General features: G+C 35.3%; 21 protein-coding genes, 1 tRNA gene and 1 other annotated feature. Of the genes, 6 read left to right on the forward strand and 16 right to left on the reverse strand.

Translation table 11 applies throughout. The features are described 5' to 3' along the window. Positions 1 to 55: 55 nt before the first annotated feature. The 6 genes from LACWKB10_RS08785 to LACWKB10_RS08810 form a co-directional block, all read right to left on the reverse strand. On the reverse strand, positions 56 to 1,165 hold the full coding sequence (locus LACWKB10_RS08785) for an aminopeptidase P family protein (RefSeq protein ID WP_034981343.1): 1,110 nt from the start codon (positions 1,163 to 1,165) through the stop codon (positions 56 to 58). 138 nt (positions 1,166 to 1,303) lie between these two features. Continuing rightward, entirely contained in the window at positions 1,304 to 1,597 is a 294-nt protein-coding gene (gene rpmA, locus LACWKB10_RS08790; RefSeq protein WP_034981396.1) for a 50S ribosomal protein L27, read from the reverse strand. 13 nt (positions 1,598 to 1,610) lie between these two features. Then, positions 1,611 to 1,925: a 50S ribosomal protein L21 gene (rplU, locus tag LACWKB10_RS08795; RefSeq protein ID WP_034981345.1), complete on the reverse strand. Its 315-nt coding sequence runs from the start codon at positions 1,923 to 1,925 to the stop codon at positions 1,611 to 1,613. Positions 1,926 to 1,938: 13 nt separating this feature from the next. Beyond that, positions 1,939 to 2,013 (reverse strand) — a sequence feature (ribosomal protein L21 leader region). An 87-nt stretch (positions 2,014 to 2,100) separates the two neighbouring features. Then, entirely contained in the window at positions 2,101 to 2,940 is an 840-nt protein-coding gene (locus LACWKB10_RS08800) for a YitT family protein (protein ID WP_034981348.1), read from the reverse strand. 156 nt (positions 2,941 to 3,096) lie between these two features. Then, complete coding sequence (locus LACWKB10_RS08805; RefSeq protein WP_034981350.1) at positions 3,097 to 4,428, reverse strand: DUF2325 domain-containing protein; 1,332 nt, start codon at positions 4,426 to 4,428, stop codon at positions 3,097 to 3,099. An 82-nt stretch (positions 4,429 to 4,510) separates the two neighbouring features. Then, positions 4,511 to 6,274, reverse strand: coding sequence for a DUF2207 domain-containing protein (locus LACWKB10_RS08810; protein WP_034981353.1), 1,764 nt, complete (start codon positions 6,272 to 6,274; stop codon positions 4,511 to 4,513). A gap of 200 nt (positions 6,275 to 6,474) precedes the next feature. Between LACWKB10_RS08810 and LACWKB10_RS08815 the strand changes: the two genes are divergently transcribed. Next, positions 6,475 to 6,548, forward strand: a tRNA-Arg gene (locus tag LACWKB10_RS08815). A 195-nt stretch (positions 6,549 to 6,743) separates the two neighbouring features. Here LACWKB10_RS08815 and LACWKB10_RS08820 read toward each other — a convergent pair. The 3 genes from LACWKB10_RS08820 to LACWKB10_RS09935 all read right to left on the reverse strand — a co-directional run bounded on the left by LACWKB10_RS08820 (position 6,744) and on the right by LACWKB10_RS09935 (position 8,695). Further along, a complete protein-coding gene (locus LACWKB10_RS08820) occupies positions 6,744 to 6,935 on the reverse strand; it encodes a hypothetical protein (RefSeq protein WP_034981355.1) in 192 nt (63 codons plus the stop codon). A gap of 339 nt (positions 6,936 to 7,274) precedes the next feature. Further along, positions 7,275 to 7,457, reverse strand: a complete 183-nt coding sequence (locus tag LACWKB10_RS08825) for a hypothetical protein (protein ID WP_034981357.1) — start codon at positions 7,455 to 7,457, stop codon at positions 7,275 to 7,277. Between the two features lie 806 nt (positions 7,458 to 8,263). Further along, positions 8,264 to 8,695 (reverse strand): hypothetical protein, encoded by a 432-nt coding sequence (locus LACWKB10_RS09935; RefSeq protein WP_052060376.1) that lies wholly within the window; start codon positions 8,693 to 8,695, stop codon positions 8,264 to 8,266. A gap of 555 nt (positions 8,696 to 9,250) precedes the next feature. Here LACWKB10_RS09935 and LACWKB10_RS08835 point away from each other — a divergent pair. The 3 genes from LACWKB10_RS08835 (at position 9,251) to LACWKB10_RS08845 (ending at position 13,212) form a co-directional block, all read left to right on the forward strand. Further along, the gene (locus tag LACWKB10_RS08835; RefSeq protein ID WP_034981359.1) at positions 9,251 to 10,288 is read left to right on the forward strand and encodes a PTS transporter subunit IIC; all 1,038 of its coding nucleotides are present in this window, start codon (positions 9,251 to 9,253) and stop codon (positions 10,286 to 10,288) included. 68 nt (positions 10,289 to 10,356) lie between these two features. Then, the gene (locus LACWKB10_RS08840; RefSeq protein ID WP_034981361.1) at positions 10,357 to 10,713 is read left to right on the forward strand and encodes an arsenate reductase family protein; all 357 of its coding nucleotides are present in this window, start codon (positions 10,357 to 10,359) and stop codon (positions 10,711 to 10,713) included. A gap of 99 nt (positions 10,714 to 10,812) precedes the next feature. Next, the gene (locus tag LACWKB10_RS08845) at positions 10,813 to 13,212 is read left to right on the forward strand and encodes a Xaa-Pro dipeptidyl-peptidase (RefSeq protein WP_034981363.1); all 2,400 of its coding nucleotides are present in this window, start codon (positions 10,813 to 10,815) and stop codon (positions 13,210 to 13,212) included. Between the two features lie 89 nt (positions 13,213 to 13,301). Here LACWKB10_RS08845 and carB read toward each other — a convergent pair whose 3' ends face one another. The 6 genes from carB to LACWKB10_RS08875 form a co-directional block, all read right to left on the reverse strand. Then, entirely contained in the window at positions 13,302 to 16,484 is a 3,183-nt protein-coding gene (gene carB, locus LACWKB10_RS08850; protein WP_034981365.1) for a carbamoyl-phosphate synthase large subunit, read from the reverse strand. Beyond that, complete coding sequence (locus LACWKB10_RS08855) at positions 16,477 to 17,562, reverse strand: carbamoyl phosphate synthase small subunit (RefSeq protein WP_034981368.1); 1,086 nt, start codon at positions 17,560 to 17,562, stop codon at positions 16,477 to 16,479. The genes carB and LACWKB10_RS08855 overlap by 8 nt, the downstream gene beginning before the upstream one ends. Beyond that, positions 17,559 to 18,836, reverse strand: coding sequence for a dihydroorotase (locus tag LACWKB10_RS08860; protein WP_034981370.1), 1,278 nt, complete (start codon positions 18,834 to 18,836; stop codon positions 17,559 to 17,561). The genes LACWKB10_RS08855 and LACWKB10_RS08860 overlap by 4 nt, the downstream gene beginning before the upstream one ends. Then, positions 18,836 to 19,792, reverse strand: coding sequence for an aspartate carbamoyltransferase catalytic subunit (locus LACWKB10_RS08865; protein WP_034981373.1), 957 nt, complete (start codon positions 19,790 to 19,792; stop codon positions 18,836 to 18,838). The genes LACWKB10_RS08860 and LACWKB10_RS08865 overlap by 1 nt, the downstream gene beginning before the upstream one ends. A gap of 145 nt (positions 19,793 to 19,937) precedes the next feature. Next, positions 19,938 to 20,480 carry a bifunctional pyr operon transcriptional regulator/uracil phosphoribosyltransferase PyrR gene (gene pyrR, locus LACWKB10_RS08870; RefSeq protein ID WP_034981376.1) on the reverse strand — a complete coding sequence of 181 codons (543 nt, stop codon included), beginning with the start codon at positions 20,478 to 20,480 and terminating at the stop codon, positions 19,938 to 19,940. A gap of 195 nt (positions 20,481 to 20,675) precedes the next feature. Beyond that, positions 20,676 to 21,599 (reverse strand): dihydroorotate dehydrogenase, encoded by a 924-nt coding sequence (locus tag LACWKB10_RS08875; protein WP_034981379.1) that lies wholly within the window; start codon positions 21,597 to 21,599, stop codon positions 20,676 to 20,678. A 242-nt stretch (positions 21,600 to 21,841) separates the two neighbouring features. Between LACWKB10_RS08875 and pyrF the strand changes: the two genes are divergently transcribed. After that, on the forward strand, positions 21,842 to 22,549 hold the full coding sequence (gene pyrF, locus LACWKB10_RS08880) for an orotidine-5'-phosphate decarboxylase (RefSeq protein ID WP_034981382.1): 708 nt from the start codon (positions 21,842 to 21,844) through the stop codon (positions 22,547 to 22,549). A 1-nt stretch (position 22,550) separates the two neighbouring features. Then, entirely contained in the window at positions 22,551 to 23,186 is a 636-nt protein-coding gene (pyrE, locus tag LACWKB10_RS08885) for an orotate phosphoribosyltransferase (RefSeq protein ID WP_034981385.1), read from the forward strand. Between the two features lie 91 nt (positions 23,187 to 23,277). Here the strand turns inward: pyrE and LACWKB10_RS08890 are convergent, their stop codons facing one another. Further along, positions 23,278 to 24,462, reverse strand: a complete 1,185-nt coding sequence (locus LACWKB10_RS08890) for an MFS transporter (RefSeq protein ID WP_034981388.1) — start codon at positions 24,460 to 24,462, stop codon at positions 23,278 to 23,280. Positions 24,463 to 25,169: the final 707 nt, after the last annotated feature.

Raw genomic sequence — 25,169 nt, forward strand, 5'->3', positions numbered from 1 at the left:
CATAATATTATCTTACCAATTAGTAAGCGATTTTACTATAATTATTATTTATCTTTTATAAAGAAATTAAGTTGTCTTTAGGTAAAGTAGAAAGTGTCTCAGGGGTTTGATTATGAATTAAAATGTCATCTTCAATTCTAACACCGCCTTTATTTGGCAAATAAATTCCTGGCTCAACTGTATGAACCATGTTATTAACAAGTTCTTGTTTGCCAAAAGGTAAGGCAGGTTGACATAATTCATGTATTTCTAATCCGATGCCATGACCAATCCCATGACCAAAATACTCTCCATATCCTTGTTCTGTAATGTAACTTCTGGCTGCTCGATCAACATCACTGCCATGATTGCCTGCAATAGCAGCTTCAATACCACGCCTTTGTGCTTCATGCACAATTTCATAAATTTTGTGCATTTCCTGGTCAACTTTGCCAACAGCAACAGTTCTGGTAATATCAGCAGCATAACCATGGTAAAACGCGCCAAAATCAATTACAACCATATCGCCATCTTCAATCATTTTATCGCTGGCAACACCATGAGCCCATGCAGAACGCACCCCTGAGGCAATAATAGTATCAAAGCTAGGACCATCACCGCCATTAATTTTAAAGTAGTAATCTAATTTTGCTCCGATTTTTCGCTCAACAGCACCTGGCTTAATCAAAGGCAATATTTCATTAAAGCTATCCATTGAGATATTAATCGCTTTACGCAACGTTTCTAATTCAAGTGCGTCTTTAACATTACGGACTTGTTCGACTAATTCCTCGCATATTTCGAAATCGATACCAGGGTTTAATCTTTGCAAGTTTGCAAACTCAACAGCAGAAACGAATTCACCTTCGATTAAAACTTTTTTTAAATTTGCCTCTTTTAATTGTTTAGAAATTTCAAGGTCTTGACCTTCTTTTTTCATTACCACATTAATTTCGCCTGGTGCCTCGGCTTTAATCTGATCGTCAAACCGTGAGTCAGAAAGTAAAATTCGATCTCCTTTTGAAGTTAAAATCAATTGAGCTTCTTCACCAGTAAAATTAGTCAGGTAACGATAATTTGCTTGGTTAAAAATTAACAGTCCATCGGCATTACGTTTATTAATTAGTTCAGTAACCTTATTTATTCGTCTGTTAAGCAGCGTTAATAGTTCTTCCTTCTCAGTCATACCCATAATCTCCTGTATATCAATCTTTAACTTAATTTTAACCCTAAAAAGAGATACAATACTAACTTATTTTTACTAAATTAAAGCAGAAAAAAGACGAGAAGCATATGCTTTTCGTCTTCTTGTTTAAGAACTAAATTACTTAGCTTCTTCTTCAACCGGAATAACAGAAACTTGCTTTCTGTATTTATCTTTCCGCTCAAATTTAACTACTCCATTTACTAAGGCAAATAAAGTATCGTCTCCACCTTGACCAACGTTTTTACCAGGGTGAATCTTTGTACCACGTTGACGATAAATAATTGAACCAGCATGAATGGTTTGGCCATCTGCAGCTTTAGCACCTAAACGACGACCAGCTGAATTACGGCCATTGGCAGTAGAACCTCCACCCTTGTGGTGGGCTAATAATTTAAGATTTAAAATATTCATCATTACTTCACCTCTAGTTTAATTCAATTTTTTCAACTGTAACCTTAGTATAAGGTTGACGGTGACCATATTTTGAATGTGAGTGCTTCTTAGGCTTGTACTTGAAAGTAACTACTTTCTTTTCCTTGCCTTGCTTTTCAACTTTAGCAACAACTTTAGCACCTTTAACTAACGGTGTACCAACTTTAACATCTTTGCCATCGGAGGTAAGAACTACTTCATCAAAAGTAACTTCTTTGCCTTCTTCAGCATCAAGCTTTTCAACAAAAACACTATCGCCTTCAGCAACTTTATATTGCTTGCCACCGGTTTTAATAATTGCGTACATTTACTACCCTCCAAAATTTACTTAGACTCGCCAATCGAGGTGCTCCGTGAAAGACTTATTACCCCGAAATGTGCGGTTGCAGATGTAGAGGAATCCACAAATACAACTACTACATAATACTACTCTTAAGTCTAGTTGGCAATAAAAAATGCCCTTTTTATTGGACAAATTGACATTAAATCTGCCATTTGCCACCGTGAACTTTAGCAATATTTTCTGTGACAATAAATGCTTCACTGTCAATTTCTCGGGCTTTGGCAACTAATTGACCATATTCATTAGTATCAACAATTATTACTAACTGTTGCTTGTCCTGGTCACTGTAACCACCTACAACGTTATAAACAGTCAGGCCGTCATAATCCTGTTGCAGCATCTGCCTAATTTTATCAAGTTTGGTGTTACTCATTATGCGCACTTGATATTTTTTATCAAAACCAGTTTCGGTATAACGCATGGTAATTGTAGTAATGACCTGAGAAAAAGCTGCCAGTAAAAATGCTTCTGTTCCATCAACAAAAATATTCAGTACAATGACCGACATATCAATAACCATGAGTGATATAGCTGGATCAACATAAAAATATTTTTTAATAATTAGTGGCGGAATTGTGGTTCCGCCAGATGAAGCATTAATCCGATACAGCATTGTAACGCCAATGCCCATTAAAACCCCGCCATAAATTACCGCCAGCATATTATTTGAAGTCAGTTTAAAGCTCGGGGTTATAGCCATTAAAACAGGTACTAAAAGACTGCCCAATGCAACTTTTTTTAAAGTTTGTTTACCTAAAAAGACTGCAGCTAAAATTAGCATTAAGCCATTAACCACAAATACTGAAATTGAGCGGTTAATTCCCCAAACAGCATCAATCAATATTGAGATCCCGGTCGAGCCGCCAGCAGCAACATTTATTGGAGCATAAAAGAAGTTAATTGAAATTGTTATTATTTCCAGACCAGCCAAGAAAAAGAGCCAGTATTGCCATGTATGAGTTTGCTTTTGTGTGTCCATCTCATCTTCCTTCCATAAAATTGTTATTTTACATTTTACAGGAAAGCAGCTAAATTATGCAAGGAATATGGGTTTTTGATATGTTCGAACACTCTTAAAAACGCATAAACTATAACTCAAATGAAGTTATCTTAAATTATTAAGAAATTATAAATATTACTCCTTGGCAATGTCGTAACTAATTGTCTGATTGCCCTCATATGCTGGTAGACCTTTTTCAGCCCTGTACAATGCTCGCTCAAACGCTTGATAGCCTTTACTTGAACTAACAGCAAATTTGATGTGGTATTTGCTGGCAAATTCGCTTATATTCCAAGTACTGTCATGGGCAGCATAAGCTGTCACCAAAATCACGATATCCAGATCTTTGATTTGGTTTTCAATTACTTTTTTCTTGCCCTGAAAAGCATCAATAGGAATTGGAATGCCACCATAACGATTAACTATTCCTTCAAGCATAGCCTCATTTTGATTATTACCAATGGCAATTCCAACTCTTTGATAGTGCAAGTTCATTGCTAATTTAGGCAAATCAGCTTTCTTTGATTCAGTGTCACTCTTTTTCTTTTTATTTGCACTAGTTTGCCTTGACTGTTCAATTTGATAAACCCACCGAATTTGAATAGCCTCTGCCGGATTCTTTTTTAGACGCACATCCCCATCATACCATGCTAAGTCTACTATTGAACCATCAACTAACTTAATATTTTCGTCCCAATATTTACTTGAATCAACTGGTAAAAGAACTGCTTTACCATGAACTCGTAGTTTCTTGCCTTGAGCATTACGAGAAATAGCCAGATGTCCTGTTCTTCCTTGCACCACTGCATACTTAAAAGTTGAAATGGAATCAACATCCATACTAGGGAGATCACGATAACCAACAATCCTTAAAATAGTCGCCTCATAATGAGAATTTTTTTCTTCTGGCACTGCTTCAACAATATCCCCGCTTTTCAAATTTAAGGAATGAATCTGTGATTCTTTTAACGTATAAACGGTTCTATTACTATCATTAATCAAATCACAGCCTGACAGTAATCGAACCACTGTATACCGCTTTCCTTTACGGTAATCTCTTTTAGGAACTTTTGGCGTTTCAAGTGCCTGTTCAAAAACTTTTTTATCGATTAAATCTTTTGAAGCCTGAATAGATTTAATTGCTTCTTTTAAATCAACTAAATTTTGACGGTACTCTGTATTGATGCCTTGAGCAAGCGTTAATTTTTGTACAGCCGAGAGAGCTGTATTTTTGGCAGAAATGTTTGCCGGATCTTTAATTAGATGAATTAGACCTGTTAGTAATAAATTAAGCTGCTGTAAATCGATTTCAATGATATTTTTATCTTTTAGGGTTGAATTAGTCTGTTCTTCACTGTCAGTCATACCTAAGATCAGTTTTATTGCAGCCAATCCATTCTTAAGGCTCTTTTCATCTCCAGCAGTCTGATTAAGAATTCTTTTTAAATTATTGCGATAATCGAACATCTTTTTACCTATCTCTTTTTAATTTACTTAAGTATAGCAAATGCAAAAAAGCCTAGCTTAATGCCAGGCTTAAAGTCAGAAATTAGAAAGCTCCACCACCGGATCCTCCACCGAAGCCACCAGATGAACCACTGGAAAAGCTGCTTGAGCCAGTAGATATACTGTCGTTAAAGCAAGAATCAAAGTTGGCAGAAAAGCTATCTTTGCCAGTATTAGAGGCAAAACCATAGTAAAAGTAATCACTCTTTGCCAATTCTTCTTGACTAAATTCAATTTTTAGCTGTTTCATCACTTTATTAGCTAGACCAAAAGCAACAGCATAAGGCATGATATCTTCCCATAAAATGATGTCACCAACATCCTTCATCTTAAACTTACCGATATCTTTCAACATTTTCTTGAAACCACGTATCTTTTCGGTTTCAATCTTTCCTTTTTCTGAATAAATACCTGTCTTCCTGATACTGAAAATCAGCGCCAGTAAACTCAAAATTAGGATCGAAGCTTCGCCAAAAACTATCACTAAAATAAACTTAAGTGAGCTCATTAGAGCTGTTACAGAAGCAGCAAAACTGATGACCATCATTAAAATTATGATAGCAATATTTTTATTTTTTCGATTTATTAATGAATCAGGCAAATAAACTTGCTTTTCCTTGCTGTCAAAATAATCTCCTGCCCAAAAATCAAAGTCGTTTCCTAGTTTCTTACCATGATATTTTTTTAGGGCTTGAGTGGTAAAACTAGTTCCGTCCCCAATTTTGTTAAAGAGAGTTTTCATTAAACGGCTCTCGTCAATTATGCTTTCGTCTATCGCAGTTATCCGATAATAAGTTTTAAGATGGGTTTTATAATCTTCAATCTTAATTTTTTTCTGCGCTGCCAGTTCCATAAAATAGGCAGTAAACGCCCGATTATCCGGTTGCTTTGCAGTATCCAAAATTTGAGCTAATATTGGATCCACGTCAGGTATTTCATAGTTATGAGCCAATTCACGACTCTTGCGGGGCATGAAACCAATTTTTTTGGCCCTAAAACCCTTTATGATACCTAAAAGTCCTGCAATTAAGCTCAAAGCAATTAGCAAAAGACTTATTTTTGTCCTTTTTTGTTGATTTAATAAAGTATCCTGTGTTAATTTTTTCTCCTGTTTTATCACTGCTTGGCGGTGATTCTTATTTTTGACATTTTGATTATTGGCAGTGATTTTAGGAGGAAAAATAGTATGCACTTCAATACCGGTATCGCCAGCAAGATTTTCAGCTGTCATGATTATTTTCCCTTTTTGAGGATTAACTTGTAGATGACCATCAAGTGGTCCGTGTGCCCATGCTTTTAAACCTTTAACAGGTCCTGGAAAAATCACGCTTGCTTTAACATAGTCTAAGTCGGTGTCCCAACCGTCGCCAATAATTTTAAAATTAAGTTCGGCTACATCACGGTAATTGGTAATGGCATTAGTGATACGGTAAAAATAAGTAATAGTAAAGCGACTATTACTCTTTATATTATGAAATACTTTAAAACGGTAACCCTTTTTATTTCTTTTAAGATCATAATCATCAGTTTTGTGACCCTTGTCGTTGCCATCTGCCACTTTTACTGACGCATCATCGATTTTCTGATTCGATTGTAGATTTTGGCGATAAAAAACTCCATTTGCAGAACTGTTGAATTTATACGTAATTGCCCTTTTCATCGTCAACGACCCGTCTGAGTTAACTTTAGCTGTAGTGATGTTTTTAGCAATATCATAATCAACATCGGCTTTTACTTCTTGTCCAGAAACAAAACAAAATAATAGAACTCCCAGTAGAGATATCAATTTTATAATTTTATGTTTCATGCTATTTCCTATCTTTCGTTCTTCGCTTTTCTTTATTATACAGATTATGAAATACAATTAACAAATCAATTTGTACTCCTTTCTTTATTATCTATTTGACTTTAAAAATAAGTTGGATAAAAAAGAAATTTCCGGTTGCAATTACAAAAACTTTTCTCTATAATAGTTAATGTTCTTGCGCAGGAATACGCAAAACTGTCGGTCTGGTAGCTCAGCTGGATAGAGCAACGGTCTTCTAAACCGTGGGTCGTGGGTTCGAATCTCACCCGGATCATTTTAAATGGTTTTTATCGATTTTTACTAATTATAAATCCCGTTATATCAACAATTTTATTTTTATTGATTATTATTAAGTTTAAAGTTGGCTAACATAGAAATTGCCCTAGCAATTAAGCTAGAGCTATTTTTCTATTTCCTTTATAAATATACATTATGGGATTTTTAAGATCTCCAAATGTTAAAAAAATGATCAATTATTTTGTTTTAGCTCTTCTCTTCTTATCTTGATGTATTCTAATGTTTTGTCTAGATCTTCTTCATCTGCATATTTAAGAATGAAATTTTTAGAATCTGATCTTTTCCTAATATAATTCATTCTTTTTTTATGCGCATCATTCCACTTTTTATTTGCTCGCTTTTGAGCCTCAGTTAGTTTAGCCATTTGATCACTCCTAAAATTAAAACAATTACCATAACTGTAACTAATATTGTTTTACAGAATGTTTTGAGTCTTAAGTCAATCTTTGTTTTGATTGTCAAATTTCCTTTTTTAGTTTCAAAGTTATAAATTTTATTCATTGTAACAGAGACTTTTCTATAATATAATGTTTTTATAAAAAACAAAGAAGAGAAGCCTTTTCCCTGTTTTTCATCTTTTATAGATAATTTTAAAAGCTATTATCCCGAGATTTATTTTGAAGTGGAGCTCGATAGTAGCTTTTTATTTTCTCTTTTTTTCATCTCCTTACCTCCTTATAAATATACCTATGGATGTATATTGTCAACAACTTTTTAATAATTTTTTACGTTCAATCACATATTTTTCAATACTTTTTAGGTCTTCTTCAGTGGCTAATTTTAAAATAAAATTTTTAGCAGTCGACCTCTTATTTAAGTACAACAAACGCTCTTTATTATTTTTATCCCACTTATTGTTAGCCCGTTTTCTAGCATCAGTTACCATAAATTTTATCCTCTCAACATCATTAATACTCTTAAAACAATTATAATAATTGCACATGCTAAAATTATTGTCCACGAGGTACGTTTACTCATTGCCATTTCATCCATAATGTTTTATATTATAGCAGTAAGGGAGTGTTTGGCTTCCCCTTGCTACTAGAGTTTAAATGTAAGTACTCGAGCAGTGCTATTATTGCTGATATGATTGAAGCACCTGTTCCTATAAGTTCTAAAGTTGAAGCTTTAGAGCTTTTTTGTTTCCTTTTTTCTTCATGTCTCTCACCTCCTTACATATTATGTAATACATTCTTTAGAGTTCATCGCAAATAATGTTTTGCAATTTTTTCTAAAAAAAGTTAATATTAATTTAGAAGTTACTTTCAAACTTCTTTTACTTTATAGCTCCCATTTGGGAGTTTTTTTATTTAAAAAATTAAAAATAATTATAATGATCAAATTTCATTTTTTCTTTTTCTAGCTTTTGGATATTTTTATTGTAGAGACCTAAGAGGAGACATCTGTCCAAGCTGCCGTAGCTAGCAAAATTTGACAAATAGTCGTAAGGATCGCTGTGGTCTGTATTCCCCAAATTATGTGTTACCCAGTTGTGCGTTTTTACACCTTCTTTTTGTTTTTATTTTGTGGCGATTTAATAATATCAAGGCAGAAGCTTAAAGTATAAAAAAGAACGGTGAAATCATCGTTCTTTTTTCATGGTCTGAGAACTAGTTTTTTCCCAGACTCTTTTAAATAATTAGCCATTTTAATCAAAAACAGAATCTCTTCTATAATTTAACCAGCTTGCCACTAATTTTTCTTGATTTTTGATATCAGCACCCTTTGCCGTTTAGGATTTAACCGGTAATAACCTGAGAAAATTCCCAAAAAAGTTAAAACAACTGTTCCGATAACCAGCAATAAAATGCTGTCTTCATGAAGTTCTCCGATAAATTCATACAGAGAAGATACCATCTTCAACCAACCACCAAGAGAAACAAAATACCAGGCAGTAGCCTTATCAATAAAACTCATAGCTGTACGCAAATCAGATTCATTTTTGATAATACTACCTAAAATCTTGACTGCACGCCGTTTTTCAAGATAAATTTTTACAATAGGTATAATCCAGTACAAAGGAGAAATTTTTGGTTGTGCTTTACTTGATTGGTTAAATTCCTTCAAAAACCATTCATAATCATAAAGCTCCATTAATCCTTGATAAAGAGGAAAGGCAAACAACAACCAATCTCCTAAAAAACTGATGCAATTAATAAACAGTGAGATAATAAACACTTCTTTCTATATTTTTTATTACAAAACTGAATTATTATTTTTACTTGTCATTATTTTAGTCGTTACCAACCAGTTATTCAAAAAAGTTATTCAAATTTTTGCAAGCTATTTTGCTAATTGAAAAAGAAAAAATATTTTTTTAATAATTAACTAACTTTTTCTTTCCCAACAAAAAGACTATTAGATGCTTAAAGCTTGATATACCAAAGAATTTTTTTCTTTAAAAATTCTCTTGCTTTTTTTATGCTATTAAGTTATGATATTGCTTAAATATTTATGAGAGGTAAAGATTATGACGGCAATTAAAAAAATTAATCAACCGCAAGTTAAATATTATTTCTGGTACTTCAGCTATTTGATCTGAGTGCCTAGTTTGTCATTGTCTTAGACACACAGTTCAATCTTCATGACAATTGTGTGTTTTAAAGATTTAAGTACTTTCTTCTCTGAAGACTCACACAGTTGTCGTCATCTGTGTGAGTTTTTTATTGGGAGAGTAAAATGAATACTTTAAAAAAGATTACGTTAGATACACTAAATGGCTTATCAACAGGTATAGTTGTTGCTTTAATTCCTGGAGCATTAATTAACCAGTTGGTAAAAGCATTGCTGCCAAGCATGCCCCAATTAAGCTTTATTTTAGCTTTAACCACCTTTGCTTCGGCATTGTTGCCAGCAATCAGTGCTGTCTGTGTAGGTATGACTGGTAAATTAACACCAATCCAAACTTCATCTATTGCTTTAGCGGCAACAGCCGGAGCTGGCAACTTTGTGATGAACAAAGGTAAAGTTGCAGTTATGGGCAGTGGTGACGTTATTAATACGGCTATCACTATTATGATAGCTTACGGCTTAGTTTTGTTTTTTGGTAAGAAATTAAAAGCATACACAATTCTATTAGTTCCACTGCTCGTTCTGCTAATAGCTGGAGGAATTGGCTGTCTTACCCGAATCCCTGTTGGTCAATTAACCAGTTTGATTGGTGTCGGAGTTGAAAAATTGACAGCATTGCAACCAATTATTATGGGAATGTTGATGGGAATAGTATTTGGATTACTTATCGTTTCTCCTATTTCTTCAGTCGGTATAGCTACTGCGATAAGCATCTCTGGCATAGCTTCGGGCTCTGCCAATTTAGGTATCACAGCCGTTGCTTTCTCCTTAGCTGTTTTCGGTTGGAAAGCAAATAGTTTTGGTACATCAATTGCCCACTTCTTGGGTTCTCCTAAAATGCAAATGGCAAACCTAATGACTAATCCCAAATTACTCATTCCACTTTTAATTAACGCAGGTATAATGGGCGCTCTAGGTGCAGTATTTCAAATTCAAGGTACACCAATGAGTGCAGGATTTGGCTTTTCGGGATTAATTGGTCCTATTGCCGCCATGGCAAATCGCCCAGCGAATCTTTTTAATATTTTACTAATTGCAGTTCTTTTCTTTGTATTACCAATTGCATTAGGTATAGCAATGAATTACCTCTTCAATAACAAAGTTCATCTTTTTACAAGTAAAGACTTTGAACTAGATTTCAGTTAGTTTAAAATGCCCTACTCTTCTTGTTTATCTGCCTTATTGCTATAATTAAAGTAAAGGAGAGTATGAAAATGATAAAATTCTATGGTTACAAGCGTTGCTCTACTTCAAGAGCTGCTCAGAAATGGCTTACGGAACACAATGTTATGTTCGATTTTCAAGATTTAGTCGATGAGCCGCCTAAGAAATCTGATTTAATTAACTGGCTTACTCAACACGAAGATCGTGGCTTAAAATATTTTTTTAACACTCATGGTCAAGATTATCGTAAATTACACATTAAAGATCAAATTGCAGATATGTCTATTGAGGATGCCGCTGACATGATGTCCAAGAACGGAAAACTAATAAAAAGGCCTCTTGTTGTTGAAGGTAAAAAATTGACCTGTGGTTTTAATGAAAAAATTTACGAAAAAGTTTGGCTATAAAATTTAAAAAGGAGGTATTGAAAACAGTACCTTCTTTTTTATTAATCGGCTTTCTAATATCAATGTTTACAGGTAAAATAATACAAAAAGGAGAATTTTATGAAGTATAACCAATATGCTTATGTGAAAACTGATTACAAAGAAGAAGTTAAAGAATTACTGCAAATTAAATTTTTACCAATAGATTATGAAAAACGTTCTTTTTCAAATCTTTTAGAAGAACTTACCGCAAATGCAGTGGCAGTGATTGATCCACGAGACGAAAGTGCCCGCAAAGCAAAATTAGCTGAGTTTGCAGTTTCAGATGTCCAACCTTTCAATGCTTTTTTAGATACCAATCCCGAGGAAATTACTTCTAGCCAATTTTATAATGTTGCATTGCAACTTCTTGGCTACCATGTTGGCTATGATTATCAACCAAATGACCCTTTGGCTTTTATGGAAAAGCAGGCATTACCTTACATTGAGAAAATTAACGACAAGAAATCTCTTATTCAAGCTTTTTATCGTTTGCTTAATACTCGTGCCAAAAATGGACAACTGCTAATAGATGTCATGGCTGGTCAAGGCTATTTTTACAATAGAAAAACGGAATTTGCGCCCAATGAGTTTCTCTTTTTTAATGGTAAAAGCATGCCTGTTTTTGATACCAGCAAAGTGATCAGAGAAGTCGTTTATGTTGAAAGTGATTTGGATACAGACGGTGATGGGAAGAGTGATCTTTTACAAACAACAATTTTTCGTCCAATTGAAAGTGAAACTTTACCGGTTCCTGCTCTTTACACTGCTAGTCCCTATTTTGGCGGTATCATTGATAACGAAAAGCGCAACCACAACGTAGATGAAAATTTGACTGATGCCACTGAGTGGACTAACCCACAATATCAGGCTTCTGCAATTGTTAAAGCCAAAAAGCCACTGGATAGTGAAAACTCATCTAGGCCGGTAGAACAAGCCACCGGCAAATCTTCCTACGGTCTGAACGAATATATGCTGGCTCGTGGATTTGCCAGTGTTTTTGCTGGCGCTATCGGGACACGAGGCAGTGATGGTCTTAGAATTACTGGTGCTCCGGAAGAAACTGAAAGTGCCAAGGAAATAATTGAATGGTTGCACGGAGATCGTATTGCTTATACTGATAGAACAAGGCAGCACGAAACTAAAGCAACTTGGTGTAATAAAAATATTGGGATGACTGGTCGTTCATATTTAGGCACATTGCAAATAGCCATTGCTACTACGGGTGTTCCTGGGTTAAAAACAGTTATTTCTGAAGCTGCCATTTCTTCCTGGTATGATTATTACCGTGAACATGGCCTGGTAATTGCACCAGAAGATTGCCAAGGTGAAGATTTGGATATGCTTGCAGAAACTTGTCAATCGAACTTGTGGGATGCTGGAGATTATTTAAAAATTAAGCCAAAGTTTGACGAAATGCAGAAGATTTTATTAGAAAAGGCCGATCGCAAGACTGGTCAGTATTCAGATTTTTGGGAAAAGCGCAACTACCGACATCATACCGATAATATTAAGTGCTCCTGGATTAGCGTTCATGGTCTAAATGACTGGAACGTCAAGCCTAAGAACGTCTATAAAATTTGGCAAAAGGTCAAAAACCTTCCTATTGCACATCACCTTTTCTTGCATCAGGGACCTCATTATAATATGAATAATTTGGTTTCAATTGATTTTACTGATCTAATGAATTTATGGCTGGTTCATGAACTCTTGGGCATTGAAAATAACGCATACAAGCAGTGGCCAACTGTGCTTATTCAAGATAATCTAAAAGCAGATAAGTGGCACAAAGAAAAGGATTGGTGTAATGACATTGGCAGGGAAACTGTTTATTTCCCTAATTCAGATAATGAGTTAACCAAAGATACTAGTAGCAAGCAAAAACTTTCCTTTACTGATGTAGGCGGAACTGAATTTAAAAAAGCAAAAATTTCTGAGAATGACTGGCAAAACCAATTTATTTGTGGTAAAGAAAAATGGTCAAAAGCCAGTTTGCGTTTTACTACAGATGAATTTATTCATCCCGTAACTATAGTTGGTCGACCAGAAATAAGAATGAGTGTTTCATCAAGTCTTACCAAAGGACAAATTTCTGTTGCTCTGGTAGAAATTGCTGATCGCAAACGGTTGACTGCTACCCCGAAAATTTTAATGTCTGGCGGACAAGAACTGGGTTTTCATTTTCAACTTGACTCTTTGCAAGAGTTCATGCCTGACAAGTTAACTCATGCTAAATTAATTACCAAGGCTCACATGAATCTGCAGAATTACGCAGATATGAAAAAGCCACGTAGTATTAAAGCCGGCGAGTTTTACGACTTACAGTTTAAATTACAACCAACTTATTACACATTGCCGGCAGGCAGCAAACTTTGTTTAATTATTTATTCTACTGACCAGGGAATGACCAAAAGGCCTCTTGAAACCACAGATTACACAATTGATCTTTCTGAAACTGCCATTAAATTCAGTATTAAATAAATTAAATTTTATTTATGCCAGTACTTTTCAAAGTTGAACATAAAAAGCAACTGTTTTAAAAACACAGTTGCTTTTTTAATTTAAAAATTCTATTTTATGTTTATTGTAGCAAACGACCTGTTTTCTAAAGCAGTCAATAATGCACGTGCAGTATCCAGGCTTGTAATTAACGGAATATTTTGCTGAATAGCAGTCTGACGAATGACAAAGCCATCAGATGTTTTAGCCAGATCATGTCCCATAGTATTAATTACCAAATCGATTTTGCCAGTTTTCAATTCATTTAAGATATTTGTGTCAGTGTCTTCATGAATTTTATCTACCAAAGCAACATGTAAATGATTTTGTTTTAAAAATGTTGCTGTGCCACTGGTAGCAAAAATACGGTAACCGATTTGGGCAAATCTTTTGGCAATAGGCAAAATTTCTTGTTTATCACGGTCTTCAATTGTTAATAAAATATTGCCGCTGTCAGGAATATGCATGTTTGCACCTGAGAAAGCTTTGTAAAGTGCCTTAGGAAAACTAAAATCACTACCCATGACCTCACCAGTTGACTTCATTTCCGGCCCTAAGTAGCTGTCAACATCAGAAAGCTTGCTAAATGAGAACACTGGGGCTTTAACACTAATCATTTTGGTTTCCGGTGCCAGGCCATCATCATAACCCTGCTCTTTTAAACTCTCACCCATAATTACTCTTGTTGCCACTTGCGCCATTTCAATAGAGGTAATTTTACTTAAAAAAGGTACAGTACGACTAGCACGAGGATTGACCTCAATAATATAAATTTCACCATTGCGCTCAATTAACTGCAAATTCATTATTCCGCGACAATTAAGCTTTAACGCTAACTTCTTAGTAATGTCGGCTATTTTTTGTTTAATTGCGGGAGAAAATGTTTGAGCGGGATAAACAGCCATGGAATCTCCGGAGTGAACTCCAGCATGTTCTATATGTTCCATTATTCCAGGAATAAGGACCCTTTCGCCATCGCAAATCGCATCGACATCACACTCGCGCCCATCAAGATAATCATCAACTAAGATTGGATGACTGCTTGCAATATCCACATGATTTTGCAAATAGTCTTCAAGTTCTGGCTGATTATAAACAATTTCCATTGCTTTTCCACCCAAAACATAACTTGGTCTAACTAAAACCGGATACCCCAACTTATCTGCTGCTTTGATAACACCATCATGTGTAGTAGTCGTAATTCCTTGCGGTTGCTTCAAGCCCAATTCTTTTACTACTTGATCAAATAATTCGCGATCTTCAGCTCTGTTCAGGTCTTCCACACTGGTACCCAAGATTTTAACGCCATGCTTTTCTAACCCAGCTGCCAAATTAATTGAAGTTTGACCACCAAACTGGATAATTACACCTTCAGGTTGCTCAAGATCACAGACATTTAAGACATCTTCTAAAGTAAGTGGCTCAAAATATAATTTATCAGAAACAGAAAAGTCGGTTGAAACGGTTTCTGGATTTGAATTAATTACAATGGCTTCATAACCCATTTTTTGTAATGCTTTGACACAATGAACAGTGGCGTAGTCAAATTCCACACCCTGACCAATACGAATTGGACCTGAACCAACAACTAAAACTGATTTTTTACTATTCTTCCGACTCTCATTTTCGGTATCGTAAGTAGAATAGAAATAAGGAGTTTGTGAGATAAATTCTCCAGCACAAGTATCTACCATTTTATAAACTGGCACTAAATGGTTCTGCTTGCGCAAATCTCGCACTTGGTCTTCATCCTCATACCACAAATTTGCGATAGTATGGTCACTAAAGCCATATTTCTTAGCATTTTTGAGCACAGCCAGATCATCTGGATTAGCCGCAATAGTCTTTTCTAGATCAACAATATGCTTAACAATATCTAGAAAATAGAAATTAATTTTGGTTAATTCATGTAAGTCTGACATTGCATAGTCTCTGCGAAAAGCCTCCGCTAAATAAAAGAGACGGTCATCCTGAGCTTTAACCAGTTTATTTTCCAGTTCTTCATCACTTGCATCATGTGCTTCAGCTGAATAAAAGTCTTTTTGGTCAATTTCCAAAGAGCGAACAGCTTTTTGAAAGGCTTCTTCAGCTGTTCTGCCTATAGCCATGACTTCTCCAGTCGCTTTCATTTGTGTGCCAAGTTCACGATTTGCTTTGGCAAATTTATCAAAGGGCCAACGTGGTATTTTGCAAACAACATAATCCAGAGCTGGTTCAAATTCTGCAAAAGTAGTGCCCGTTACTGGATTCTTTATTTCATCTAAAGTAAGACCCACCGCGATTTTAGCAGCCATCTTAGCAATGGGATAACCCGTGGCCTTTGAAGCCAAGGCAGAAGAACGGGAAACACGCGGATTAACCTCAATGACATCATAATTAAAACTATTTGGATCAAGGGCTAACTGAACGTTGCAGCCACCTTCAATTTTTAACGCCCGAATAAGTTTTAAAGAACAGTCACGCAACATCTGATATTCTTTATCAGATAATGTCTGAGACGGTGAAAAAACAATTGAATCTCCCGTATGGATACCGACAGGATCAAAGTTTTCCATACAACAAACAATCATGGCATTATCGTCATGATCTCTCATGACTTCAAATTCAACTTCCTTGTACCCTGCTATTGACCGTTCAATTAAACACTCAGTAACGGGAGATAATTCCAAGCCATTTTTGGCGATTTTAGCGAGTTCATCCCTGTCATTGCAAATGCCGCCACCAGTTCCACCCATAGTGAATGCCGGGCGAACAATGATTGGATAACCAATTTTGTCTCCAAAATCTAATGCTTCTTGCACTGTCTTTACACTAGTTGAAGGTGGCACTGGCTCTCCTAATTTTTGGCACAATTCTTTAAACTTTTCTCTGTCTTCGGCTTGTTCAATTGAATTGAGCTTTGTTCCCAATAATTCAATGTTTAGTTCATCTAAAATACCACTTTTAGCTAATGATAAAGCCATATTTAAACCAACTTGACCACCTAAAGTCGGTAAAATAGCATCAGGAAATTCTTTGCGGATAATACGTGATACAGATTCTACAGTTAATGGTTCAATATAAACTTTATCGGCTATTGTGGTATCAGTCATAATTGTGGCAGGATTAGAATTAACCAGAACCACTTCATAACCTTCTTCACGCAAAGCAAGGCATGCTTGTGTACCGGAATAATCAAATTCTGCAGCTTGACCAATAATAATTGGTCCTGAACCAATTACCATTATTTTTTTAATATCAGTTCTTTTAGGCATGATTTTCAACATCCTTTCTTTGGTCAATCATTTGCATAAAGTAATCAAAGATACCTTCTTCATCGTGAGGGCCAGGTGTACTATCAGGGTGAAATTGGACGGAAAAGGCAGGATATTTCTTGTGCCGCAAACCTTCGATAGTACCGTCATTAACTTCAACATGAGTAACCATTAAAATATCAGGATCAATTGAATCTCGGCTAACAGCATAGCCATGATTCTGTGAGGTAAAGCCAATATTTCCTGTGGCTATTTCACGTACAGGATGATTAAATCCCCGATGACCAAATTTCATTTTATAAGTATTCGCTCCATTAGCTAGAGCAAATACTTGATGACCCATGCAAATTCCCATTAAAGGTACATGCTTTTCTACTTCTTGGACCATTTTGACTGGACCCTGCATTTCTAAAGGATCTCCAGGTCCATTAGACAGCAAAACGCCATCCGGATGAAGAGATAAAATTTTTTCAGCTGAAGTAGTATAAGGCAAAACTATACAGTTGCAATCTCGTTTGCTTAATTCACGCAAGATACTATTTTTTAGTCCGAAATCTACTACAACAATATTGCGCTTTGAGCCCGGCACAGGATAAGATTTTGTAGTCGCAACTCTTTTAACTACGTCCTTTGAAAGTTGACTTGCTTTTAGTTGCTCTGCAATCGCAGCAGAATTTTCCTTAGAATCACAAATTTGACCCTTCATTGTACCGTAGGCACGTAATTTTTTAACCAATTTTCTGGTATCTATTCCTTGAATACCAGGTACATCTAATCTTTTTAAAAAATCTGGTAAAGTGGTTTGCATGCGCCAGTTATCAGGATGTCGTGCTACTTCATGGCAAATCACTCCTTTTATGCCCGGCTCAAGTGATTCATAATCTGCCAGCGTGATCCCATAATTGCCAATTAACGGATTAGTAAAAACTAAAATTTGATCAGCATACGATTGATCAGTAATTGCCTCTTGATAACCTGTCATTCCGGTTGTAAATACGACTTCACCTTTAGTCGCTTGACTTCCACCAAAGCCTTCGCCTGCATAGACACTGCCATCTTCTAAAATTAAATATCTCATTTACTTTCCTCACTTTGAAAAACAATCTGGCCATCAACCATTGTTAAAACCGTTTGACCGTAAACTGCATCATTATTAAAAGGAGTATTATTCCCTTTTGACTTAAAATTAGCTGAATTAATAGCTTCTTTTTTCTGAAGATCGAAAATAGCAATATCTGCCGGTTGACCTAAAGCTATTTTCCCAGCTTTTTTCAAGCCAAAAGCGTTAGCGGGAGCCAAAGTGAGCCAATTTAATAACTGCTCAAGAGTAAAAATACCAGTTTTAACAAATTTAGTGTAAAGTTCGCAAAAAGCCGTTTCACTACCAACAATACCAAATGCAGCCGTGGCAAAACCATTTTGTTTATCACTTGCAGTATGAGGAGCATGATCAGTAGCAATCATGTCAATTGTGCCATCAAGCAATCCAGCTAAAAGTGCTTTTTGATCTCCTTTAGTTCTTAAAGGCGGATTCATTTTAAAATTAGCATTATCATTGATAATATCTTCTTCTCCTAATAAAAGATGATGAGGGGCAACTTCACAAGTAACATTAATACCTTTACTTTTAGCAATTCTGATCAGTTCAACGCCTTTCTTAGTAGAAACATGGCAAACATGGTAATGAACGCCAGTCTTTTGAGCCAATAATAAATCTCTGGCAATTTGAGTTGTTTCAGCTAATTCAGTAATTGGAGCTAAATTAAATTCACTAGCTTTTTGACCTTCATTTATGACGCCATGATTGAACAACGTATCATCTTGAGCATGTTCAGCAATAATTAAATTTTTTGCCTGCGCCCTTTGCATTGCCAAATACATCGTGCCGGCATTCTGAACACCTTTGCCATCATTGCTCAGTGCAACACAACCAGCTTTTTTTAGAGCTGCATAATCAGGAATTTCATTAGTATCTTCATTAACCGTAATAGGTGCATATTGCAAAATATGGACTACACCATTTTCACAATTGTTTTGTACCATTTTACTCATAAGTTCTGGTGTATTGGGTACTGGTACTACATTCGGCATTGCGCAGACAGTAGTGAAACCACCATGTGCTGCTGCCAGCGAACCGGTCCTGACATTTTCTTTATCAGTTTGTCCAGGATCTCTGTAATGAACATGTACATCAACAAGTCCCGGGCTTACTAATTTATTTTTGGCATCAATTATATTTTCTGCTTTTAAACCAGTACCAATTGCTGAAATTACACCGTTTTTAATTAAAAGGTCACCATGTACTATTTCTCCACCAGTATAAATATAGCCGTTTTTAATCACAGTTGTCATCAAGACAAGCCCCCTAATTTGCGACCACGCATAACTGCTTCAATCATTGCCATTCTCATAAAAACGCCATTTTCCATTTGCCTTACAAACCGACACTTTGGAGCTTCAACTAAGTCACCGCTGAGTTCAACATCATGGTTAATAGGACCCGGATGCATAATAATGGCATCATCTTTCATTTGCTCATATCGCTTTTGGTTAATTCCATATTTTGCATGATACTCTTGAGCATCAAATTTTGCTTCGTTAGGATCACCAGCATGTCGTTCGTGCTGGACTCTTAACAACATCATTACATCCATTTTATTAATCAAGTCATCAATTGGTTTATATTCACCATACTTATCGTATTGTGTGTCATACCAATAATCAGGACCAGAGAAATAAACTTTGGCTCCAAGTCTGGTCAAAAGTTCCATATTGCTTTTAGCAACTCGAGAATTGGTAATATCACCCACTATAGCTACCTTAAGATCGTTAAAATGACCAAAATGCTCGTGAATTGTCATCATGTCAAGCATACATTGTGAAGGGTGCTGACCGCTTCCATCTCCGGCATTTATCACGCCTATATCAAGGTGTTGGTTTTGCTTTGGGTGTATCAGTTGGTTATAGTATTCATTTTCAGTATGCCTGATAACTTCAAGATCAATCCCGAGAGCTGCCATGATAAGCGAAGTATCGTAAAGCGTTTCACCTTTTTTGGTTGAACTGTGAGCAGGGTCAAATGGTATTACGCTTAATCCTAATTTTCTTTCTGCCATTTCAAAACTCGTGTGAGTTCTGCTAGAATTTTCAAAAAACATGTTTGTGACAGAAACTGGTTGTGTTAGATGTGGACGGGCACCACCTTTTTTAAAGTACTCTGCTCTTTCAATAAGCGCCATTACTTCTTCAACTGTTAAGTTTTCGACACTTACAAATGATTTTAGGGTAACAAGATTAATATTTTTCATTTTTACTCTCTTCCAAAAAAATAAACCTAAAGCTTTTCAGCTCCAGGTTTAGCAAAAGGGTTTTTAGTATAGTTAGAGACTCAATAAAATGAACTCAAACCCTTCTGACCCTCTCTGGAGCCAATTAAACGGTTGAATTGATTTTTTATTGCGGCAATGGTTTTAATTCTACATTGTCTTTATTATCAATTTCTTCTACATGAACAGCTATCTCTTCATGTGATGAAGTTGGAATGTTTTTACCAACGAAATCTGCTCGAATTGGTAGTTCGCGATGACCACGGTCAACCAAAGCAGCAACGGCAATTGAACTAGGTCTGCCTTTATCCATTAAAGCATCCATTGCCGCTCTGATTGTTCTACCAGTAAAAATCACATCGTCTACTAATATCACGTGTTTATTGTTAATCTCAACTCCCAGTTCACTTGAATTAACAACGGGATCTAATTTTAATGTTGCATCATGACGATCATCACGATATAAGGTAATATCAAGTTGACCGAGTGGAACATCAACACCTTCAAGCTTCTGAATACGATCATGAATGCGTTGAGCTAAATATACACCACGAGTTTTTATTCCTACCAGAACCAAATTCTCCGTGCCTTTATTTCGTTCAATGATTTCATAAGTAATTCTTGTCAACGCTCTTTTCATTGCTGAGGCGTCCCAAATTTCTTTTGTCATTTTTTTCTCCTGTAGTACATTGCCCATGAAAAAAGCATTTAATCTATTTGAGACTAAATGCTTTGTAAAAGTCAATACTTAATTGAGCTTTCCTTGCTAGCCTCACGGGACTAATTTTAAAGGACATCTGTTTAAATATACTGTTTCAAATTCAAATTGTCAATAGTAAAGTTGGATATTGCTGATGTTAGCTTTTTAATTATATTCAACTTGACCAACTAAATCTTTAATATCATTGACTCCTAAATTATTCAAAACCTGCGGTAAGTCATGGACAATATGCGGACAAGCTAAAGGGTCTTTAAAATGTGCACTACCTACAGCAACAGCACTAGCACCAGCTAGCATAAATTCAATCACATCTTCAGCAGATGCAATTCCACCCATACCGATAATTGGCAAATTAGTAACCCGTCTTACCTGATTAATCTGATATAAGGCAATGGGCTTCACTGCAGAACCAGAGTAACCACCAAAATTATTTCCTAGAAGAGGTTTGCGAGTCTTTATGTTAATTCTCATCCCAGTTACAGTATTTATTAAGGATAAACCATCCGCTCCACCAGCTTCAGCTGCCTGCGCTAACACAACTATATCAGTTACATTAGGTGTTAATTTTACAAAAACGGGCAAATCAACTGTATTTTTTATTTCTGCAGTTAGCTTTTCCACAACTTTTGGGTGAACGCCAAACGACATCCCACCTTGAGCTACATTAGGACAAGAAACATTAATTTCTAGAGCATTAACCAGTTTTGAATCTGACAGTTTTTGAGCAACTTCAATGTAGCCTTCTTCGCTTTCACCGCCTACACTGGCAATTATCGGTAGTGTTGGATATTGCTTTTTTAAATTAGATAACTTTTCGCTGATAACTTTATCAATCCCTGGATTGGTCAAACCAACTGAATTTAATACACCGTTATCTAAAATTGCAATTTGTGGTTGCGGATTTCCTAAACGTGATTTCAGAGTAGCAGTTTTAATAACTAGCGCTCCCAGTTCGTTCAAGTCAAATTTTTTTGCTGCTGGTACATCTCCGAAACCGAAAGTACCACTGGCCGGCATCACTGGGTTTTTCAAATTAAGTCCAGGCAATTTTACACTGATGTTTGTCATTTTACCCTCCAAAAATGTAAGCTCACTGTCAATACAATTATTTTTGGATATATTTTACACAATTTCTTTACTTTTTAAAAACAAAATTTTTATTGTATTTTATAAACAAAAATGGTAATCTCATTAATGATAAACTTTAAACGGTACAGAGAGACCGCAAGTTAAAAACAAGACTTAAATTAAACAAAAGGTCTATTTTGATGCACTCTCGTACCAGAATAGGCTTTTTTGTGGAGGTTTTAATGGAAAAAGCAGTATTTGTAGCTTTGGACTTTGACAACCAAAATGATGTTCTTGAATTACTAACAAAACTAGGTCATCCCCAAGAAACATACTTAAAGATTGGTATGGAACTTTATTATCATTATGGATCGGAATTTGTAAAAAGTTTAGTAAAACAAGGATATCAGATTTTTTTGGATCTTAAATTACATGATATTCCCAATACAGTTTATCAAGCTGCAAGACAGATTGCTCAATTAGGTATTTTCTGCACAACAGTACATGCTTTGGGCGGAAGTGAAATGATTTTAGCGGCGAAAAAAGGGTTGATAGATGGAACACCTGCTGGAAATGAAACTCCCAAATTACTAGCAGTTACAGAATTGACTTCAATTTCAGAAAAAATTTTGGCAAATGAACAAAACTGTTCATTATCAATGGCAGAGCAAGTAGTTAGTCTGGCACAAACTGCAAAAAAAGCAGGTGCAGATGGTGTGATATGTTCACCACTTGAAGTGAAAAATCTTAAAGCAAAAGTAGGATCTGATTTTTTATACGTCACGCCCGGAATTAGGTTAGTAGACAATATCACTGATGATCAGATACGTATTGCAACGCCACATAAAGCAAAAGAATATGGTTCCACTGCATTGGTAGTTGGCCGTCCAATTACGCAAGCCGAAAATCCCGCTTTAGTATATCGAGAAATTAAAAAGGAGTTTGAGTAGAATGCATCAAGATCAAATTATTAATAAGTTAGTTGAGAAAAAAATTATAACGATATCTCCTGACAAACCGTACACTTATGCTAGTGGCATGCTTTCACCAATTTATACTGATCTTAGATTGACTGTTTCCTACCCTGACTTACGTGATTGGATTGCTTCAGATTTAGCAGTTCTTATCAAAGAAAAATTTCCAGGTGTAAGCGTGATTGGAGGAGTTGCTACGGCGGGTATTCCCCATGCAGCATGGGTGGCTGACAAACTGAATTTGCCAATGATTTATGTACGCCCAAAGCCAAAAGACCATGGTAAAGGTAAACAAATTGAAGGTCGCTTTAATAACAACGACAAAATTGTACTAATCGACGATTTAATTACAACTGGTGGCTCAGTTATTAATGCAGTAAAAGCAACTGAAAAAGAAGGCGGCAATGTAATCGGCGTGAGTTCAATATTTACTTATTATTTAAAAGATACTAAAGCTAACTTTGCTCAAGCTAACGTTGACTATAGTCCACTATTAACATATCCTGAACTATTGCAAAAAGAAAAAGAGATGAAATATATAACTTCAACAGAATATGAAGCTTTAAAAACTTGGCACGAAGATCCTTGGGAATGGGGTAAAAAATTCCAATAAAAAGCAAAGCCGATTATTTTATTAGATATTAAAAACTGACTAATCTTTACTAAAACGAGATTAGTCAGTTTTTCTTTTATTTGAAAAAGGTTTAATGATGCCTAATTGCACCGTTCAGACGAACACGATAATGGAAATAGATCAATATCATGAAAGGTATTAAAACTAATTGCACCAAATAAAAGTATTTGACTGGTAATAAGTCATTTATAAATCCCATGATTATTGGACCAAAAGCCATACCAATGTCAAGCCCTAAGTAAAACGTGCTACTGGCTAAACCTTGCTCACTTATGGGAGCTAAAAGCATTGCAGTTGACTGTAAAACCGAATACATCAAGCCATAGCCAATAGCCATAAATGCAGCTGCAAGAGCCATTATCCAGTTATTTTTCATTGTTGCGAGCAAAATCAGGTAAATCATAGTAGCAACAACACTATACCAAAACCAAGTGCCAAATTTAACAGTATCAAAGAGGTTTTTTAAAGCTATTCGAATAAGCAATAGTACAACAGCATATATCAAAAAATAGGAGCCTACATTTACACTCAAATGACGTTCTTCAACATAAGTAACGAGATCGGCTTGTGTAGCAAAATAAGGAAAAGCAAATAAAGTGGTGAGCATTGCTATAGGCAATACATTTTTCTGAATAATTTTGATATGTAAAAATGATTTCTTCTTTTCGCTATACTTAATTTCTTTTGGTTTTGCTTTATTGCCAACAAATTGAATTATAATGACCATTAAAAAGGCTGAAACAGCAGAAGCAATGATGGCAGTTCTGTATCCTGTTTTTTGATAAGTACTAATGGCCAGTGCCGGAGCAACAGCCATCGCAAGTGCATTCATCAGACCGTAAAATCCCATTGCTTGACCAACGTGAGCACGTGGTACCAAAAAGGCAAGCCAAGTGGTCATGCAAACGGTGCAAAGAACATAACCTGAACCGTTAATTAAACGAAAAAGGAGCAGCCAATTGCTTGCCGGTGCTATTACGTAGCCGGTTACACCGACCACTATGAGAATTCCGCCGATAAAAGATAAACGGTATTTCGAAAATTTATCTGTCAAATTACCTGCAATTGGCCGCAAAAACATTGCTGCTATACTCATAATTCCAACAATCAAGCCAGCAAAGCCACTACTAGCTCCCAAACTTTTAGCGTAGCCATTAATCAAAGGGTTCACAAACATGGTACTAAACATAAAAAAGAATGAAGCTGCCATAACTAGTATCACATCTTTAGTATAAATTGCTTTTTCTTTTGTCATTTTTACCTCACTTACTTAAAACCTAACTTATCTATCATATCACTTAAAAGTTGGCATATTAGAATAATAAAATGAACTGAAAAACAATTTTAGCTGTCAAACATGCGATAGTATTTGACTGAGAGCTATATATAATGCTAGACATTCCTTTTAAAGTTATACAATTCGGCCAAAAAAGGTTGTATGAAATTTCCGTACAACCTTTAAGTTAGTGTATATGTGATTTTAAGATATTTATCCATAGAAAATTTTAAAATTAAATCTAATTGCTTATAATTATTTTTTTAGTTTATCTAAAACATAAATTTAAACAACTATAAACTTCTTTCTGTGGTATCATTAAATCTAGTAGTGAGTTTAATTGACCTTAATTAATTTCTCTCACTTCTAATTTTCTACGTTAAGGGCTAATTTTATCTTTAGCATAGTGAGACACTTTAAAATTCATCCTTAACAATATTGTAAGCAACTTCAATTGATAATTATATTGAAGCTGCTTTTTTATTTCTTAACATTTCCTTTCTTTAAGCGATTGATAAAAAATATCTTTTCAAACAAGTTTCCTGACTTATTTTAAATAACACTACCTCTCCCAAAAATTTATCTAATATATAGTTGACATGATTAGATAATATAATCCTAATAAATGTGGTTAAAATTGTCAATAAATTATTTAATTTTAAAAACACGTTTTTATTATAAATTAT

The sequence above is a fragment of the Lactobacillus sp. wkB10 genome (assembly GCF_000760615.1).
GTDB lineage: Bacteria > Bacillota > Bacilli > Lactobacillales > Lactobacillaceae > Lactobacillus > Lactobacillus huangpiensis.

Bases quoted from the DNA above. Each gene is read 5' to 3' on its own strand.
- LACWKB10_RS08785 (WP_034981343.1), bottom strand. From the start codon at position 1,165: ATGACTGAGAAGGAAGAACTATTAACGCTGCTTAACAGACGAATAAAT.
- rpmA (WP_034981396.1), bottom strand. From the start codon at position 1,597: ATGAATATTTTAAATCTTAAATTATTAGCCCACCACAAGGGTGGAGGT.
- rplU (WP_034981345.1), bottom strand. From the start codon at position 1,925: ATGTACGCAATTATTAAAACCGGTGGCAAGCAATATAAAGTTGCTGAA.
- LACWKB10_RS08800 (WP_034981348.1), bottom strand. From the start codon at position 2,940: ATGGACACACAAAAGCAAACTCATACATGGCAATACTGGCTCTTTTTC.
- LACWKB10_RS08805 (WP_034981350.1), bottom strand. From the start codon at position 4,428: ATGTTCGATTATCGCAATAATTTAAAAAGAATTCTTAATCAGACTGCT.
- LACWKB10_RS08810 (WP_034981353.1), bottom strand. From the start codon at position 6,274: ATGAAACATAAAATTATAAAATTGATATCTCTACTGGGAGTTCTATTA.
- LACWKB10_RS08820 (WP_034981355.1), bottom strand. From the start codon at position 6,935: ATGGCTAAACTAACTGAGGCTCAAAAGCGAGCAAATAAAAAGTGGAAT.
- LACWKB10_RS08825 (WP_034981357.1), bottom strand. From the start codon at position 7,457: ATGGTAACTGATGCTAGAAAACGGGCTAACAATAAGTGGGATAAAAAT.
- LACWKB10_RS08835 (WP_034981359.1), top strand. From the start codon at position 9,251: ATGAATACTTTAAAAAAGATTACGTTAGATACACTAAATGGCTTATCA.
- LACWKB10_RS08840 (WP_034981361.1), top strand. From the start codon at position 10,357: ATGATAAAATTCTATGGTTACAAGCGTTGCTCTACTTCAAGAGCTGCT.
- LACWKB10_RS08845 (WP_034981363.1), top strand. From the start codon at position 10,813: ATGAAGTATAACCAATATGCTTATGTGAAAACTGATTACAAAGAAGAA.
- carB (WP_034981365.1), bottom strand. From the start codon at position 16,484: ATGCCTAAAAGAACTGATATTAAAAAAATAATGGTAATTGGTTCAGGA.
- LACWKB10_RS08855 (WP_034981368.1), bottom strand. From the start codon at position 17,562: ATGAGATATTTAATTTTAGAAGATGGCAGTGTCTATGCAGGCGAAGGC.
- LACWKB10_RS08860 (WP_034981370.1), bottom strand. From the start codon at position 18,836: ATGACAACTGTGATTAAAAACGGCTATATTTATACTGGTGGAGAAATA.
- LACWKB10_RS08865 (WP_034981373.1), bottom strand. From the start codon at position 19,792: ATGAAAAATATTAATCTTGTTACCCTAAAATCATTTGTAAGTGTCGAA.
- pyrR (WP_034981376.1), bottom strand. From the start codon at position 20,480: ATGACAAAAGAAATTTGGGACGCCTCAGCAATGAAAAGAGCGTTGACA.
- LACWKB10_RS08875 (WP_034981379.1), bottom strand. From the start codon at position 21,599: ATGACAAACATCAGTGTAAAATTGCCTGGACTTAATTTGAAAAACCCA.
- pyrF (WP_034981382.1), top strand. From the start codon at position 21,842: ATGGAAAAAGCAGTATTTGTAGCTTTGGACTTTGACAACCAAAATGAT.
- pyrE (WP_034981385.1), top strand. From the start codon at position 22,551: ATGCATCAAGATCAAATTATTAATAAGTTAGTTGAGAAAAAAATTATA.
- LACWKB10_RS08890 (WP_034981388.1), bottom strand. From the start codon at position 24,462: ATGACAAAAGAAAAAGCAATTTATACTAAAGATGTGATACTAGTTATG.